At 47.3% G+C, this 18,386-nt stretch carries 11 protein-coding genes; 5 read left to right on the forward strand and 6 right to left on the reverse strand.

Annotation, left to right across the window (positions count from 1 at the left end):
- Positions 1-550 precede the first annotated feature (550 nt).
- From NC997_RS22765 to NC997_RS22775, 3 genes are all read right to left on the reverse strand, one after another.
- The gene (locus NC997_RS22765; RefSeq protein WP_339380597.1) at positions 551-1,171 is read right to left on the reverse strand and encodes a Uma2 family endonuclease; all 621 of its coding nucleotides are present in this window, start codon (positions 1,169-1,171) and stop codon (positions 551-553) included.
- 139 nt (positions 1,172-1,310) lie between these two features.
- Entirely contained in the window at positions 1,311-2,906 is a 1,596-nt protein-coding gene (locus NC997_RS22770) for a DUF4419 domain-containing protein (protein WP_190523781.1), read from the reverse strand.
- A gap of 384 nt (positions 2,907-3,290) precedes the next feature.
- Entirely contained in the window at positions 3,291-3,830 is a 540-nt protein-coding gene (locus NC997_RS22775) for a pentapeptide repeat-containing protein (protein ID WP_190441366.1), read from the reverse strand.
- 804 nt (positions 3,831-4,634) lie between these two features.
- On the opposite strand from NC997_RS22775, the gene NC997_RS22780 reads away from it, so the two are divergent.
- Entirely contained in the window at positions 4,635-7,130 is a 2,496-nt protein-coding gene (locus tag NC997_RS22780; protein WP_242031215.1) for a glycogen/starch/alpha-glucan phosphorylase, read from the forward strand.
- 61 nt (positions 7,131-7,191) lie between these two features.
- Here the strand turns inward: NC997_RS22780 and NC997_RS22785 are convergent, their stop codons facing one another.
- On the reverse strand, positions 7,192-7,767 hold the full coding sequence (locus NC997_RS22785) for a DUF924 family protein (protein WP_190427118.1): 576 nt from the start codon (positions 7,765-7,767) through the stop codon (positions 7,192-7,194).
- 229 nt (positions 7,768-7,996) lie between these two features.
- Here NC997_RS22785 and NC997_RS22790 point away from each other — a divergent pair, with 229 nt between their 5' ends.
- From NC997_RS22790 to NC997_RS22805, 4 genes are all read left to right on the forward strand, one after another.
- Positions 7,997-11,902, forward strand: a complete 3,906-nt coding sequence (locus NC997_RS22790; protein ID WP_190523786.1) for a PAS domain S-box protein — start codon at positions 7,997-7,999, stop codon at positions 11,900-11,902.
- A 444-nt stretch (positions 11,903-12,346) separates the two neighbouring features.
- The gene (locus NC997_RS22795) at positions 12,347-12,739 is read left to right on the forward strand and encodes a response regulator (protein WP_190427114.1); all 393 of its coding nucleotides are present in this window, start codon (positions 12,347-12,349) and stop codon (positions 12,737-12,739) included.
- Complete coding sequence (locus tag NC997_RS22800; protein WP_190411547.1) at positions 12,732-14,528, forward strand: diguanylate cyclase; 1,797 nt, start codon at positions 12,732-12,734, stop codon at positions 14,526-14,528. The genes NC997_RS22795 and NC997_RS22800 overlap by 8 nt, the downstream gene beginning before the upstream one ends.
- A 148-nt stretch (positions 14,529-14,676) precedes the next feature.
- Positions 14,677-15,078 carry a fasciclin domain-containing protein gene (locus tag NC997_RS22805; protein WP_190411546.1) on the forward strand — a complete coding sequence of 134 codons (402 nt, stop codon included), beginning with the start codon at positions 14,677-14,679 and terminating at the stop codon, positions 15,076-15,078.
- A gap of 141 nt (positions 15,079-15,219) precedes the next feature.
- On the opposite strand, the gene NC997_RS22810 is transcribed toward NC997_RS22805, so the two are convergent.
- Positions 15,220-16,521, reverse strand: a complete 1,302-nt coding sequence (locus NC997_RS22810; RefSeq protein ID WP_190523788.1) for a CO2 hydration protein — start codon at positions 16,519-16,521, stop codon at positions 15,220-15,222.
- A gap of 172 nt (positions 16,522-16,693) precedes the next feature.
- On the reverse strand, positions 16,694-18,205 hold the full coding sequence (locus tag NC997_RS22815) for an NADH-quinone oxidoreductase subunit M (protein WP_190523790.1): 1,512 nt from the start codon (positions 18,203-18,205) through the stop codon (positions 16,694-16,696).
- Positions 18,206-18,386: the final 181 nt, after the last annotated feature.

Consider the following 18,386-nt stretch of genomic DNA (forward strand, 5'->3'; position numbering starts at 1 on the left):
GGTCTTGGCTCAAGAGCCGCATCCGCAAACAACTCGACCAGTTTAATTGTTTGCGAGATGCAATCGAGCATGTCTTATGCTTGTCGTCCTAATTACCTTGGCGATTGCTATAATTAACAAAAGCAAGCTAGTTAAGGTAAGACTTTGGGACGGAATAATAGATAAAAATTAGCCCTTACATTGAAAGGGCTAAACTGAACTAACGACTGGCCTTTTGGTTAGAAAAAAACATAAATTAATGAACGTCAATAATGGGTTGGAGAAGAAGGGCGATCGCCCCAACACTGACAAAAGACAAAGTTACCCAAAAGAAAATTCTCATTCTATTTTCCTACCTTGATTTAATTTCTAGTGCTTTATACGGTTCAATTTACTGGGATCGTAGTGAAGAGTTACGAATTGCCTAATCCACCTAGGGACAGAGAAAGGCTTCAATAAAAAGAGAGAGTTAATAGACTAGGCGCGATCGCCTATCGCCTATCGATTAGGTTCACGAATTTTCCTTTGTCAGCTACCATTTTTCTACTTAAACCCAATCAGCCATCAGCACTTAAGGAAGCAAGTCCAACACAGATAAAGGGCTGACTATTTGCCCTGCGATCGCAACAGGTACTTCATCAGACAGTTGATAATCTTGACGACGCTGATAGATGGATTCCTCAGCCACAACCGGCTCGGTGTAGACCTCAATCTGCTTTTCTGGGAGGTTGATAATCCAGTAAATCGGAATCCCAGCACGAGCGTAGAGACGCTGTTTTGAGGTACGGTCGCGCTCTAGGGTAGAATCGGCAACTTCAATAATCAGAGCGATGTCAGAGGCACCGGGATGACGATCAAGATAATCGCGGGTACTTCCCCGAACGACCACCACATCCGGTTCTGGCTCACTATCGGCTAGGGTGATAGGTTCTTGAGTATCGACGTACCAGCCTTCTGGAATGACCGCTTCTAAGGCATTTAGAGTAAGTTTTGTGGTCGCACGATGGGGCGGATTTTTCGGCATTTTGTAGACCAACCATCCATCCAGCAGCTCTACCGGATCGTCGTCGCTTAGGATGCCAAGACGAATCATCTGGTGATACTGCTCAACACTCAAACGCCACACGGGTTCTGTTGGTACTGCCGCAATGGTTTGGGTATTTAGTGTATCAGATGGTATGGATGTGGACACTGGGTATGTGAGTTGAGCGCATTTACTGGCAATCGTAGCACTTGTGAAATTGCCTTTGTATGCGGAGAATGGGGCTGCTTAGGCGAATGCGCGATCGCACCTATCAGAGTAAGTGATGCCATTGAATCGGATGCCAAAACTATCTGGATGCCGACAATGAATCATCTGGTTGGAAGTCAGGATCGTCAAAGTAGTATTGTCCCTTAGCTTTCGCGATACGTTCAAACAGTTGCGGAATTCCTTTGGCAATTACCTTTACGTCTTCGGTTGTGAATGCCCAAACTTCTTCCCCAAAAATGGTTCCTTCCCAAACGGGTTTGCCTACAATCACCCACCATTCCCAAAGGCGATTTCTACTGTTGAGGCGGCGTACATAACCGTAGGCAATGCAGCGATCGCCCTCAATATCCATGAAACCAGTGAACCGATCGCCCTGAATATCGATGAAACCAGTGAACGGTTTGTTAATACCTTTCAACTCGTGATGAGTATAGTCCTGTAATGCCCGAATGTGCCAAGGATATTCGCTTTGACCAACAATTGTGCCACCGTCGAAATGGCTGTGGAGTTGAGTCAGTTCCTTTGGCATTGCAAGTGGGGGTTGACACTCTGACCAATCAATCGGCAATCGCACACCGGGTTTTTGCTTTAGCGTGTTTAGGAACCTGAGAAATCGATTTTGCTCCCGTACTGCCCAGCCGATTTCCGGTTGGAGATAGCCATCTTGTTGCCGAACTCCAATAAAGCCTGCAACCACTTCTAAATAACCTTCTCCTTGAGAGGTAATGAGTACGATCGGTGCTTTAGAGAGTCCCGTGGGTAATACTGTTGGTGAGATTCCGTCCTCGACCGTGAGTTCTGCACGAGGGATATCTAGAATCGGATTCTTGTATGTAGGAGCGTGGGTGACGGAGTGATTAATGTAAGGAAATAGCTCGGCTAACCATCCTGTAATCACCTTTCCACTGTATATCTCCTTTGGTTTGTATATGTGCTGCCAAAATTTCAGTGGAGGTCTACCAGCAACAGTGTCAATCAAAGCGTCACAAATTGGCAACAGTCGTTCTGTCCACCAACCCAAATCGTAAGCAGCGATCGCTTCAACCCGGTGTCGGATACTGCGCCAGTCGGCTTCTATTCCGCGCACTGTAATCCAAGGAATGCCGCAAATGCCACGGACTATATAATCAAAATACTGCTGCAATGCATCCATCATCACCACCTGACTTGCGGTTTGAATGATGGATGTAGTGGTGCTGAAGTTGCACACCATGAGTGAGTGAATATCGGGCTGAACATTGTGACGAATGCGTTCTGACCATTGTTCAATCACTTCAGCCCAGTCACTCGGTTGAGCGAGTTTTTGAGTCTCAACCTTTAACTCCAGCTTGCCTGAATGACCCACAAAACGCGATCGCAACTCTTCGGCATGATTGTTGATGTGTTGTGCAAACCCTTGGGCAATCGTCAGCCAAATTGCATCTGGAGTCAGCAACAGCGGTCGATGTTCGCTGTGGGCAATATGAACAGCAGTGACTAGAGGATGATTCCCTGATTCCTGAATGACTTCAAATGAGTTACTGTGGCTGAATGCCAATAATGGAGAACCTAATCGCTCCTCAAATTTACTCCAAGCCTCGCTAACAGGAATGATATCTCGACATACCTGGACATCATCAACAAGAAAACTAATTTCTCCGTCCGATTGATGCAAAATCGACGCTACGGTTTCCATAAAAATTTCTGGTGGTGAGTAAATAGGATGGAGGCTAAGCCTACTTACAAGGGAGTGGCATCCTTCAAGAATATATCTTACGAATCAAGGAACTAATCGTGTCTTTCTCTATGGTGTCAAGATGGTGTCAAGGTCAGATGCGATCGCCTATCGGTTAGGTGAAAGCACGAAACTCAGCCTAATCCGATTGATGCCCTAACGGTAATGCCAACAAGTGGCGTTTGAGGTCACAGCACCCACCAAGACTGCCGGATTTAGCGTTAGATTTTGCTTTGGCTAAATCCAACTGACAAGGTGAAAGTATATCGGTTATTTAATTAGGGCTGCTCACAAACGGTTTTTCAGAATGTAAAAAATGTTTTGCACTGAGCAGTATCGTACCGATTACTGATGGATTGTACCATCAGGCATCGTGACCTCTTCTAAGCGTGCTTCGCTCAAATCGGTTTCAATTACAGCCGCATTGGTCAAATTTGTCTTCAGCAAAACTGCCCCAGCTACATTTGCTTTGAGCAGAATCGCTCCTGTTAAAATTGCGCCAAACAGAATGGTTTCACAGAGATTTGCGTACCTTAAATTAGTTTGACTCAGGTTCGCTCCACCTAATACGGCTCGGTTTAGATTTACCTTTTTCAAATTGGCTCCCGTAAGATTGGCTCCGCTGAGATTTGCTCCCGCTAAATTCGCTCCCTCCAGGTTGGCTCCCGTTAAATCTGCATCCTTCAAGTTCGCCCTCATCAAGTGTGCTTGTTGGAGGTCTACTCCACGCAGATTTGCACCCCTGAGGTTGATCATGCCTAGATTAGCTTGACTGAACTTCGCTCCATCTAGACAAGCAAAGGTGAGTTTTTCTCGGTATAGATTCGCTTGCCGAAAGTCTCTTTGTCCTGCTGCATACTTGCTTTTGAGTGTCTCACCATTCATATTCACTACTTCTTCCTAGGTAACACTTAACAATCTTGTTCTTTCCCTATCGAATGTTAATGTCGTGCAATAAGTTCCCTAGTTGTTTTTTGCGGGACTCCCAGAAAGCCGTTTTTCAACCACGCAAAGCAAGACAGCAAGCTCATGCTATTTTCTCTCCCTGTAGTATTTAGTAAATCTTTCATTTTACTTTTACATCTAATTTAGGGAATAAATCGTGAAGATTCTGTGTTGATGCTGAACCAAAAATTTTTAAATCGGACATTAAACCTTAAAAAGTTGTTACTTTTTAATAAAAAAACGGCTTAGTCTGCATTTATTTACAGATTAATTGTAACAAAAGTTATTGTATCTGTTTTTTTTAAGGGCACGGTACTGCTGGAACCCTGAGAAAATTCACCATTAGCCGCTATAAAGAGTTATGTTTATTTCTCTAAGTTTGCTTAATAAAAAACTATAAAAATCATTAGCCAAAATATAATAATTTTGGGTTTAAATTAAAGATTTACACAATTCGCTTAGGCACGGGTTTTGTGAAGATGCGTTCGTGCAGCGTGCCGGAGGCATATTGCCAATACTTCCCGCCAATACTTCCCGCCGTGCCAGCCTAAAGCCGGTTATGACAGGATTGGGACTAGCAACAGACTGCTGTTAAACGGAGATTGATACATGACAGAAAGTAGTCATCAGCCCTCGCAGGGGGGGCGTTTTGAGCCGCCGTATGACGGGCACGCCGACCACTTGGAGACACCCATTGAACCCATTGAACCCGTTGAAGTTCAGGTGGAAGACGATCGCACTGGGATGACGGTCGTGACCCTGAAACGGGCCTTTGCAGATAATCTGTATTACCTGCTGGCAAAAGATGAGTATTGGGCGACGCCCCATGATTACTACATGGCTCTCGCTTATACTGTGCGCGATCGCTTGCTGCACCGATGGATTAACACCAGCAGAACCTACATTGACAAAGATGTCAAAACCGTATACTACCTATCGGCAGAGTTCTTGATGGGTCGTCAGTTGGACAATAACCTACTCAATTTAGGTTTGTACGAACGGGCACGCCAAGCTCTCCACGAGTCCGGACTCGACATCAACGACCTCAAAGTATTAGAATCAGAACCCGGACTCGGCAATGGGGGTTTAGGACGTCTGGCGGCTTGTTTTCTCGACTCCCTCGCCACCTTAGAAATTCCGGCAGTTGGCTACGGCATTCGCTACGAATTCGGGATCTTTGATCAATGGATTCAGGATGGCGCTCAAGTCGAACACCCCGACAAATGGCTCCGGTTTGGCAACCCTTGGGAAGTTCGCCGCTCAGAATTAACCGTTGAAGTGAAGTTCGGCGGATATACAGAAGCTTACAGCGATGGACAAGGTCGTTATCGAGTGCGTTGGATTCCCGATCGGAAAATCTTAGGGACGCCCTACGATACACCCGTATCTGGGTACAACAACAATACGGTGAATACGCTGCGTCTCTGGCGGGCGGGGGCTTCTGAAGAGTTCGACTTCCAAGTTTTCGACAGCGGTGACTATGCCGGTGCCGTTACCAACAAGATATTTTCTGAAAATATCTCAAAAGTTCTCTATCCCAACGACAACACCTCTCAGGGTCGGCAACTGCGCCTAGAACAACAGTATTTCTTCGTCAGTTGTTCTCTCCGAGACATTATCAATTCGCATCAGCGCATTCACCGGACTTTCGATCGGTTCTACGACAAAGTCGCTATCCAGCTCAACGACACGCACCCATCGATTGGGGTTGCCGAACTGATGCGGTTGCTGGTGGATGAGTACGAATTAGGCTGGAACCGAGCTTGGTACATCACTCGGCGCGTCTTCGCCTACACGAACCATACACTGCTCTCTGAGGCTCTAGAACGCTGGCCTGTGAGCTTGTTTGAGCATCTGTTGCCTCGGCACTTAGAGATTATCTATGAAATTAACCGTCACTTTCTCGATGAGGTACGTGCCAAGTATCCGGGAGATGAGGCGCGGGTGGGGAGATTGTCAATTATTGAGGAAGGTGCCCAGAAGTACGTCCGCATGGCGCATTTAGCTTGCGTGGGCAGCCATTCCATCAATGGGGTAGCAGCACTGCATACCGATTTGCTCAAAGCAGATGTCTTGCGAGATTTCTACGAATTGTGGCCCGAAAAGTTTAATAACAAAACGAACGGGGTGACACCGCGCCGGTGGTTGTTGCTGAGCAATCCCCATCTGTCTGAGCTGATTACCGAGAAAATTGGCAATGATTGGGTAACACAACTCGATCAATTCAAGCAGCTAGAAGCATTTGTTGACGATGCTGAGTTTTGCTCTCGCTTCGCGTCGATTAAGCGCAAAAATAAGCAATCCTTGGCAGAGTACATTCTGCTCTACAACGACATTGAAGTAAATCCAGATTCTCTGTTTGATATTCAGGTGAAGCGGATTCACGAGTACAAGCGTCAGCTGTTGAATGTGCTGTACATTATTACGCTGTACAACCGGATCAAAAAAGATCCCAATGTTGATATCTTGCCCCGGACTTTTATTTTTGCAGGCAAGTCCGCTCCTGGCTACTACATTGCCAAACTGGTCATTCAGTTGATTAATTCGGTGGCGAAAGTCGTCAATAATGACCCGGATGTGCGCGATCGCATTAAGGTCGTTTTCTTGGCAAATTTCTCGGTTTCTCTCGGTCAGCGAGTTTATCCAGCCGCCGATCTTTCCGAGCAAATCTCCACGGCGGGCAAAGAAGCTTCCGGGACGGGCAACATGAAGTTCGCCATGAATGGGGCGCTTACTATCGGAACGCTGGACGGTGCCAACATCGAGATCCGCCAAGAAGTCGGGCCTGAAAACTTTTTCTTATTTGGCTTGACAACTCAAGAAGTATATGCACTGAAGGCAAGGGGATACAACCCGCGAGACTATTACCATAGCAACGCCGAACTGCGACAAACGATCGACGCGATCGCTTCCGGCTACTTCTCACCCGACAATCGCGACCTTTTCAAACCAATTGTGGAATCGTTGCTAGACAGGGATGAGTATATGCTCTTTGCCGACTACCAAGCGTATATTGACTGCCAGCAAGAAGTCAGCCGAGCTTATCGAGACGCAAAGCACTGGACTCGAATGTCAATTCTCAACGTTGCTCGCACGGGGAAATTTTCCTCAGATCGCACGATTAAGGAGTATTGCCAAGAAATTTGGAACGTCCAGCCAGTCAAGATCGACTTGAAAGAGTATCAACCGCATACAGCGGGTTTGCAGGTGAAGGTGCAAGCCAAGCGCCCTGTCCTTTAACGAGCAACTCGTAAGTAGGGGACAGCGCGACAAGACAGTCAATGCAGTTGCATCTTAATCGTTAAAATGACGACCCAGGCTGCTGAAGAAACTCTGCCTCCTGGGTCGTTGTCTCTCGACCGAGAATCTGATTGCGATGGGGAAATCGCCCAAAGCGTTCAATTACCTCGAAGTGTCGAACTGCGTAGGAAATGTAATCAATACAGTCAGGATCGTCGCCCAATTGCTGAAATAACTCCACTGACTGACGCTGATGTTCGAGATTTTCACTATGTTCAAAAGGTAAATAAATAAAGCATCGCTGGACTGGCAGCAATTCTCGATCGAAGCCATTGGCAACTGCGTGCTGTGCCACAGACAGAGCAAGGCTATCGGTAGCGAAGGCTTGGGCACTCCCGCGAAACAAATTGCGTGGAAATTGATCTAATAGCAGTATCAGTGCTAAACAGCTTTGGGGCGATTCCTTCCAGGGATTTAACTGACCCGCTGCGGCTAGTTCGTAGTCTCCTAAGAAGCGGGTTCGGATCTCCTCATCAAACTGCGGTTTTTTGGTAAACCAGACTTTACGGGGTTTCCCATAACCCGCCTCATCGGGTTTGCCAAACCAAAAATTCAAAATTTCATGGACTTGTGACATGAGTTTTGGCTCCAACGCCCTCAATTTCGATCTCCCCAATCCTCCAATCTAATTCCCGCTTAAAAAAGGGGCTAAGGAGGGATCGGTTCCTGCACTGAGCCGGATTGTCAGCGCCCGGAAGCAGCGATTTGGTGATGCCGATGATAGCTAAAGATTGCATTTGGGCACCCTTGGAATAGAAGTGTTTAGCTGCGTCACTTTAACTTCCCGCTCACCCCCAGCCTGACTCATGAATTACACCGATAACCAAGAGTTGCTTCAACTGTTTATCCAGCAAGCGCCAGCAGCCGTTGCCATGTTCGACCGCAAGATGCGTTACCTGCTGTTCAGTCATCGATGGCTGACGGAGCAAAATCTTGGTGAGGATATTATCGGGCGCTCTTACTATGAAATTGAGCGTGGAGTAGCAGACCGTTGGCAGGCAATTCATCAGCGTTGTTTAGCGGGAAGCATCGAGAAGGTTGAAGAATCTTTACCCCGTACTGATGGAACTGTGGAGTGGGTAAGGTGGGAAGTACAGCCGTGGCGCACTGGCACAGGTGAAATCGGCGGATTGATCGTGTCGAGAGATGCGATCGCCGAGCGCCATCCATCACAGGAACACCTACACCTGTTGGAGAAGGCGATCGCTGCTAGCAATAACGGCATCGTGATTAGCGACGCGAGCTTGCCAGACAATCCCTTGATTTATATCAATCCCAGTTTCCAGGAAATGACCGGGTACTCCGAGAGCGAAGTTTTAGGGCACAACTGCCGCTTCTTGCAAGGAATCGATACAGAGCAACCGGCGATCGCTCAATTGCGAACGGCAATCCGGGACGGAAAAGAGTGCAATGTCACCTTGCGGAATTACCGCAAAGATGGGACGCTTTTCTGGAACGAACTGCGAGTTGCGCCAGTAAAGAATCCCCAAGGAAAACTCACAAACTTTGTGGGTGTCCAAACTGACATCACCGACCGAGTGGAAGCCCAAGAACATCTGATTCGGATTAGCAAAGCCGTTGAAAATGCGAGTGATGCCATCATCATTACGAACGCCAAAGGGCAGTCCCTCTATCACAATCCGGCGTTTGTGGAATTGTTTGAATACACCACAGACGAAATAAATGCGGCTGGGGGGCCAGCTATCCGCTACTGCGATCCGAATGTCGCTCGTGAAGTCATCAGCACGATCAAACAAGGCAACTCCTGTTGGAGTGGTGAAGTCGAGATGCGTACTCGTAGCGATCGCACTATATCGATTTTGCTTCGGGCTGATGCCATCGCCGATGACAATGGTAATGTAGTCGGGTTGATTGGGATTCACACCGACATTACCGCCCGCAAGCAGGCTGAAGCCGTTTTACGGCAGCTTCTGCGACGGGAGCAGCTCTTAGGAGCGATGCAAGAGCGTATCCGCCAATCCTTGAAGCTGGAGGATGTTCTCAACACTGCCGTGGAGGAAGTGCGGCAGTTTCTTCAGACAGACCGAACGATCTTGTACCGCTTTGAGCCGGATGGAAGTGGCACCGTCGTTGTAGAGTCCGTGAGTGCCCAGTGGTTGGCGGTGCTGGGAAGCAATATCAAAGATCCGTGCTTTGGCAAAACCTACGCTGCGGCTTATCAACAAGGTCGTATCCGTGTCATTGAAGATATCTACACGGCTCAGCTCAACCCCTGCCATATTGAATTGTTAGAGCAATTTCAGGTGCGAGCGAATCTAGTCGTACCGATTTTGCAAGGAGACCACTTGTGGGGGTTGCTAATTGCCCATCACTGTCGCTCGTCGCGGCAGTGGCAATATGAGGAAGTCGAACTGCTAGAGGCACTGAGCGTGCAAATCGCGATCGCCATTCAACAAGCCGCTTTGTTCGAGCAAGTAGAAGCGGAACTAGCGCGATCGCAAGCCGCTCAGACTGCATTGCGCGATAGCGAGGAACGTCTGCGGACTGTGGTGAAAAGTGCGCCCATCGTTCTATTTGCCTTAGACGATCGGGGTGTCATTACCTTTTCCGAAGGGAGCGGTCTGGATACTTTGGGACTGGAAGCGGGTAAGGTGGTTGGTCAATCCATCTTTGAGGTGTACCGCCGCTTCCCACAGATTCTCGAAGAGGTTCGGCAAGCGCTATCCGGCAAAGCCTTAACATCCCTGGTAAAAATGGGCAAATTGACCTTCGAGGTTCGCTATTCGCCCCTGCGAAACGCCAACAACGAAGTCATGGGCGCAATTGGCGTCGCCACCGACATCACCGAACGCATCCAAGTAGAGGAAACCCTCCGCCAAAGCGAAGTGTTGCGCCAAAGTGAAGCCAAAACTCGCGCCCTCCTCGACGCGATCCCAGATTCGATGTTTCGCATCCGTGAAGATGGCACCTTTCTAGACTTCAGAGCCGCTAAAAATGACGTTCGGGCGATCGCTCCCGCTCGAGTCATCGGTCAAACTGTGCAGGAGCTTTTGCCAACCGAGGTAGCGCAGCAAATGCTGCATTATGTAGCCAAAGCGCTGTCTGCTAACGAGATCCAAGTTTTTGAATATCAACTGCTCGCTCCCTTGAATCCCGCTTACCCAACCGGAGAGATAGGCTCTGTGCGCGATTATGAAGCTCGCGTTGTTGTCAACGGAGCGGATGAAGTGCTGGCAATCGTGCGCGATATTACCGAGCGCAAGGAGATGGAGCGACTGAAAAACGAATTTGTCTCCATCGTCAGCCATGAATTGAGGACGCCGCTCACTTCGGTGCGAGGCTCCTTGAGTTTAATTGCTGGAGGTGTGACGGGTGAAATTCCCAATGAGGCAAAGGCGCTAGTGAATATTGCTTATAAAAATACCGAGCGTCTGATTCTCCTGATTAACGACATTTTAGATATTGAAAAGATTGAATCCGGCAAAATGGATTTTCATCTCCAGCCGCTGGAACTAATGCCACTCGTAGAGCAGGCGCTGGAGGCGAACCGGGGCTATGGCGAACAGTTTGGGGTGCAGTTGGTACTGGAGTCTGAGTTGTCCGGTGTTCAGGTAAATGTCGATCGCGACCGCCTGATGCAGGTACTAACGAATCTACTCTCCAACGCCGCCAAATTCTCTCCCCCCAATGGTACCGTCACCCTCTCCGTTTCCCGTCCAACTCAATCGCCAAATACCATCCGCGTTGCCGTTACCGACTGCGGTTGTGGGATTCCCGAAGACTTTCGCCCTCGGATTTTTCAGAAATTTGCTCAAGCAGATTCCTCAGATACCCGTCAAAAGGGAGGAACTGGCTTAGGTTTAAGTATCTGCAAAGCGATCGTAGAAAAACTCGGAGGACACATTAGTTTTGAAACTCAAACGAATGTCGGGACGACTTTCTACTTCGATTTACCAGAATGGCAAGAAGCACGGATCTCAAAGATTATGACTTCCCACTCGCCGGAAAGTCTCCCCATCCTTATCTGTGAAGACGATCCCGATATTGCCACGCTGCTGTCGCTGATGCTGAAACAAGAAGGTTTAAGTGCAGATATCGCCTACAATGCAGCCCAAGCCAAGCAGCTTTTGTCAGAAAATTGCTATGCAGCGATGACTGTAGATTTGGCGCTACCCGGTCAAGATGGCATCTCTTTGATCCGCGAACTGCGGGAAGATGAAAATACTCAGAGTCTCCCGATTGTGGTCGTTTCTGCCAAAGCCCAACAGGGGCGCGAACAACTCAGTGGCGGTGGATTGCCGGTGATAGACTGGCTGGATAAACCAATAGATCAGGCGCGATTGATGGCATCTGTCCGCCAAGCAGTTCGGCAGAACTCAGACAGTAAGCCTCATATTTTGTATGTTGAGGACGATCCGGATTTAACTCAGGTGGTCTCAACAATTTTGCAGAATATCGCCGAAATTGATTCAGCTAAAAATCTTCATGAGGCAAGACACAAGCTGTCTTCTAAAACTTTTGACTTAGTGATTCTTGACCTCAGTTTACCGGATGGTTCTGGTCTAGAATTGCTAGCGGATCTCAACAATCAGATTTTTTCCTCCATCCCCGCAGTCATTTTCTCCGCCAATACCGTTGGCATGGAGGCGGCACATCACGTAGCTGCGGCACTCGTCAAGTCCCGCACCTCCAATCAGCAGTTGCTGGAAACGATTAAATCCCTAATTGGACGCGGTAATTCCGCTTCTTAATTCTGTTTTTTTAAGTTTCAATAAATTAAACGTTTATTGAAACTTAAATTTAATGGAGTTTAAATAGTTGTTATTAAATTTTTAATTTATAAACTAAAAATCAAAATATTTAGTAGGATGACCGAATTAAACCATGTCATATTGTAAACTGGGGAGCCATTCCCATCCTGCTTGGTTCTCCGCGTTGAGAGGCGTGGAGTTTGAGGTAAGGAACTCAACATGGCAAGGGTAAGACGGGGAGTAAAAAGCGCTTTTCCGAGCTTACTAATAATTTAGTCTGACTACTTTCTGGAGATAGGGAATGAGTTCGTTATTCGTAGAGGGAATAACAATAAACCCTAAACTATCGCAATCCCAAATGAATTGTAGAATCTTCTCTTTTTTTATAGATATGCTTTTTCTTCCGACTCAGTTTAAATTAATGAGTAATCAATCAAAAGCAATATGACAACTCCATCTTTAACTCGTATCTTGTTGGTGGAAGATGATCCGGACATTCAGACCGTTGCCTGCTTGGGTTTGAAAGTAGTCGGCGGTTTCACGGTAGAAGTCTGTAGTTCTGGGAGCGAAGCGATTCAGAAAGCGCCGATATTTGCCCCAGATTTGATTTTGCTGGATGTGATGATGCCTGGGATGGATGGGATGACCACCCTAAAGGCACTGCGGGAACTCCCGCAAACTTTAAGCACTCCGGTAATTTTCTTGACAGCCAAAGTGCAAACCCATGAAGTAGCTTATTATAAGCAACTTGGTGTATTGGATGTGATTGCGAAGCCGTTCGATCCCATGACCCTTTCTGCAACTCTCAATCGTATGTGGTTCCAGTACCATGATTGATGCGCTTCAAGATCCGCAAGAACAACTCAATGCCCTACGCCTTGCCTATAGGCAACAACTGCCGAGTCGAATTGAGCAGATTGAAACAATTTGGAATCAGCTGCTGGGAAGCCTTGAGGAAAGAGGGACCGTAGCTGGGGAGTCAGGATGTAGGGGCGGGGAAACCCTGCCCGGAGCAGGAGAGAATCAAGAACATCAACCCCTCAGCACCTCAAAGGTTCAGCCCCTTTCGTCTTCTCAAAATCCGCCTCAGTCCCTGCTAGAAGCCGCTGCCTCACCTTTGGAAACGCTACACCACCTGATGCACCGTTTGGCGGGTTCTAGTGCCACGTTTGGGTTGCTGGGGTTAGGGAATGCGGCACGAACCTTGGAACTGGTGTTCAAGGCGATTTTGGATAGTGGAAAGTTGCCAACCGCAGAAGAGCAAGCACAAATCTGCGTGCTGGTAGGAGGATTGAAACAGGCGATCGCAGTGGAGGACACTTGTGTACTGGATCTAAACCTCCCCCCGTTGCAGTCTCAAGAGCCTTGGACAGAGAATCGGCTGATTTTTTTGGTGGAAGACGATCCGCATCTATCGCAGGATTTGGCGTTGCAAATCAGTTGTTTTGGTTATCAGGTTCGCACTTTTGACAAAATTGCTGAACTGGAGGAGGCGATCGCGCAAACACCACCTGCCGCTGCAATTGTAGATGTTGTTTTCCCCCAAGACAGTCTCGCTGGCCCCAAAACAATTACTGCCATCCAGCAGCACCGAGAGCAACCGCTGCCAGTTTTGTTTATTTCTGCCAGAAACGATCTCATGGCTCGTTTACAGGCGGTGAGAGCGGGTGGAAAGGCGTATTTTCCCAAGCCAATTAATATTGGAGAATTGATTGATGCGCTGGATTTGCTGACAGTGCCGCAAGCACCAGAGCCGTATCGCATTTTAATTGTTGACGATGATGCGCCTTTGGCATCCTTCTATGGTTGGACTTTGGAACAGGCGGGAATGACGGCGCTGGTGGTGACAGATCCGTTGCAGGTGATGCCGCCGTTAATTGAGTTCAGACCGGATCTAATTTTGATGGATATGTATATGCCGGGATGCGATGGAGTGGAACTGGCAGCGGTGATCCGTCAGCAACCGGCTTATGTGGGCATTCCGATTGTGTTTCTGTCGATGGAGACGGATCTGAATAAGCAGCTAGCGGCGATTCAGCTAGGCGGGGATGATTTTTTAACCAAGCCGATTCAGCCAAATCATCTGATTGCGTCGGTGATGCCGCGAGTGCAGCGATCGCGTCTTTTACGTTCGGTGATGGTGCGCGATAGTCTGACTGGGCTGCTCAATCATACGACGATTAAAGAGCAACTCAGTATTGAGGTGCAACGAGGTCGGCGGGAAAAGACGAACCTTGCCTTTGCCATGATTGATATTGATGATTTTAAGTCAGTCAACGATACTTATGGTCATCTCACAGGCGATCGCGTACTGAAAAGTTTATCCCGTCTGTTACAGCAGCGTTTGCGAAAAACTGATATCACGGGTCGTTATGGCGGGGAAGAGTTTGCGGCTATCCTCCCGAATACAGATGGTGCAACAGCCGTGCAAGTTCTCAACCGAATCCGCGAAGGTTTTGCACAAGTTCGGCAGCAGTCTGACGGCGCTGAGTTTTCGGTTACTTTTAGCTGTGGCATCGCTGTCTTTCCCAACGTAGATGAAGCGACCCAACTCAATGAAGCCGCAGATAAAGCTCTCTATGAAGCCAAACGACGCGGACGCAATCAGGTGGTTCTGTCTACGTGAACAAATCTCTGCGATCAAGAGATTACAACTGCTTTTAACGAACATTAAAGATTTAAAGCGATCGCAAATAGCCAATCCAATAATATTGGCAAGGCTCACCCTACACTGTTATCAGAGCTTTTCCATACAATCTATTAAGTGAGAACAGATGGCTGACATTGTTGATATTGCCGTTGGTGCGGGTTCTTTCAAAACTTTAGTAACTGCTGTCCAAGCGGCAGGGTTGGTGGACACGCTGAAAAGTCCTGGCCCTTTTACTGTCTTTGCACCGAATGATGATGCCTTTGCCAAACTTCCACCCGGAACGATTCAAACCTTGGTGCAAAATATTCCCCAGCTTGCCAGAATTCTCACCTATCATGTCGTTCCTGGCAAGTTAATGAAAGCCGATTTAGAGAAAGTAAGTTCTGTCACCTCAGTTGAAGGTTCACCCATCAGAATTGATTGTTCTGATGGTTTTGAGGTGAAAAATGCTACAGTTCTCGCACCAGATATCGAAGCGGATAATGGCGTGATTCACGTTATCGACACGGTAATTTTAATGGGTTAAATAAAAAAAAGGGAGCGCTCGCTCCCTTTTTAAAAACCCTATTTGAGGTGTGTTGGAGGAATCAGAGTGCGAGCGCTCCTTTTAAAAGCCCCCCTTTTTTCTAGCGAAGCGGCGCGTTAGCGCGGGGTTTGGGGGGATCTCCTATCGATAATCCGACTGCTGAATATCCCGCAAACGAGCTTCAGGACGCTTAAAGCGATCCATCTGAGCTTCAAAAAACTCCCGATTTGCTTGTAAATGCTTCGGATTGGAGTCATCTAAAGGATAGAGAAGTGCCGTCCGCAATGCTTGGATAACAGCAGAAGTAACGCAGTACATCGAGCGTTGGAAAGTAATCCCTAATTGGATTAACATATCATCTTCACCGCGGCAGTGTTGGCGATAGTAATCCACGAGATAGGGTGGGAGGAAATGCAGCATATCCTGCATTAACAATGTCGGCGGAATGCCAGCAGTTCCCACCGGAAATACATCAGCATAGAGAATTCCATAGTGGAAATCTTTCTGATTTTCCGGAACTTGCTTTGCCTGAGCATTGTAAGATTTTGTACCCCGGAAGGGAGCCGTGCGGTAGAATACAGCTTCCACATACGGTAATGCTGCTTCGTACAGCCATGTGAAACCGCAAGATTTGGGGATAATTTCATACTTTTCACCCCGAATGTAAACGTGATGATAAATTGGACGACCCGCGATCGCAAAAATTCCATTTACCAGAAAATTCATCGCTTCCGGCACACTGGTAATTTTCCCCTCATCGTAGAGGTCGGACATCTCAAAGAAAACTGGAGCCATCACTTCCCAGAACAAGCCTAAATTACTGTAGTAAGACAGTTGGCGCACCTGTTCTAAGAACATATCAGGGAACAGTTTATACAATCCCAGCATCGCCGGATTGCCTTGGAAGTAAGCCTTAATTGCTCTATCTGCATTCGCTTTATATTCATCGGTATCCAGATAGGCATCGAATTTACCCCAGCCCATATCTCTGCCGTGCCAAAGCATTGCTTGCATACAAGCTTCGGCAAATTCCATATTAATTCGGTCATGCCCTAAGTGATGGAATAACTTGGGCATTTTAGAAGTTTCGCCCTTCTCCATAAACTCTAGAAGTTCGGGATGAGCAGTGGCTTCTCCACGCCAGATTCGCAAATCTGCATCATCTCCAGCGTAATGATTATGTAACTCTAAATACTCCTTGGGCAGGAAGTATTTAAAGAAGGGAAAGGGATTTAAAAAGACATGCTCGGCAATATAAAGCAGGTCGCGCCAGTAGAAATCCATCGGTACTGCATACGCTTTATAAATACCGATAATTTGCATGAGATTTTCCGGCGTATCTGGCAGCATGGCACCACCAGCTTCTAAGCGGTGAATAATTTCGGCAAATTCATGGTTAGAAGGAGGTAATTTTGTTGAAGGCTTAGATGGAGTTTGTACCATTTTTAGTTCTTTTAGGTGAATTGCTGAATGTTTTTTAATGAGTCGTTATTTTGTTGTGAGGACGGTATTTTTAGCTGTCCCCCAACCCCTTCCCTAGCGCTTAAGGGAGCTGGGGGCTTAGGTTTCTCGTTTCCAGGCTGAGCGCCGTAACGAGAGGAATGAAAGTAATTTTCTATTGCTGAACTGAAGACTGGTAGTGGATAGCAACTTGCTGAGTAGTAGTCGCGGGCATGGTAGCAACCATTGCAGCTGTTGTCGGTTCACTCCAACGCACCAGCCAATTGGGGAAGATTCCCAAGAAGAAGATTAAGGCTGCTAAAACTAAAGCTGGGGTACGCTCAACCCATTCAACTTTGGGATAGTAGGCTGCGGCATTGTTCAGTTTGCCAAAACAGGTGCGGTTAATGAGGATCACAAAATAAACTGCCGTTAAACCGCTACAAACCACACAAACTAGGGTTGGAATTGGAAATACGATGAAACTACCTTGCAGCACTAAAAATTCAGCGATAAAGCCTACCATACCGGGGATACCAGCACTCGCCATTCCGCCTAGAACTAGCAAAGCAGTGGTAAGCGGTAAGCCGCGTTGGGGACTCAACAAACCATTCAAGACATCTAAATCGCGGGTGCCAACTTTGCTTTCGATAACACCCACCAAATGGAAAAGGATGGCTAAGATGATGCCGTGACTAACCATTTGCATGACGGCACCGAGTAAACTAAGCGGTGTAGCGGCGGCGGCGGCTAACAGAACATAGCCCATGTGACCAATAGAGCTATAAGCGACCATGCGCTTGATATCTTTTTGAGCGATCGCACTCAGCGCCCCGTAAGCGGCACTAAACGCTCCGATAATCGCTAACCCTGGTGCCACAATTGTCCAGGTTTCGGGAAACATTCCTAGACCAAACCGTACTAAACCATAGGTTCCTAACTTTGCCAGGATGCCACCTAAAAGAATGGCTACGGGTGGTGAAGCCTCGACATAAGCATCTGGCAACCAAGTATGCAACGGAACTAGGGGAATTTTGATTCCGAAACCCACTACCAGCATTGTTAGCAGGATTAGCTGCGCTTGTAACGGTAAACCTTGAGCAATGTTGGCATTGTAATCAAAATTAGGAGCGTTACCCAGCCAAGTTATACCCAAAAATGCCGCCAGAATTAAAATTCCAGAAAGCGCTGTATAAATGAGAAACTTCATCGCTGCGTAGCCACGCTTTTCAGTTCCGCCCCAGATGGCAATTAACAAGTACAGCGGAATCAGTTCTAGTTCGTAGAACAACACAAACAGCATCAAATTCTGCGACAGGAAGGCACCCGCAATTCCAGCATTGACCAGCAGCACTAAAGAATAGTAAAGCTGAGGACGAGTAATCTGCTTTGAGGTGCTGTAAATAACAATCCATGTCAGCAGGCTATTCAAAGCCAACAGCGGTAAAGACAAACCATCAACACCAAGGCTGTAATTCAATCCCAATTTTTCAATCCAGGGCATAAATTCAGAGAATTGCATCCCGGCATTGTTCAGGTCGAATTGGGTTAAAAGAAATCCTGTCTCTAATAAAATTCCACTGATAATCGCTAATGCAAGTAAACGGAGCTGACTAGCAGATAAGTTAGGTAAGAATCCGACGAGAGCGGCACCTAAAAAGGGTAGCCAAATAAAAGTGCTGAGCATGGTTTGTTATTTGCTGATTCCTGATTGCTGATTTCTGTTGACCGGCTGAATGAGAATCATAGAAACGGCGGTTTGGCTATATAGCAATCCCAATTTATGTAGGAGATATTCTTCTCTCTTTTTTCCCTCCGTTAACACGCGATCGCGCTTCGTTAATCGAAGACATCTCACCACTTAAATA

This window comes from Trichocoleus sp. DQ-A2, from assembly GCF_039961915.1.
Lineage (GTDB): Bacteria > Cyanobacteriota > Cyanobacteriia > Cyanobacteriales > FACHB-T130 > FACHB-T130.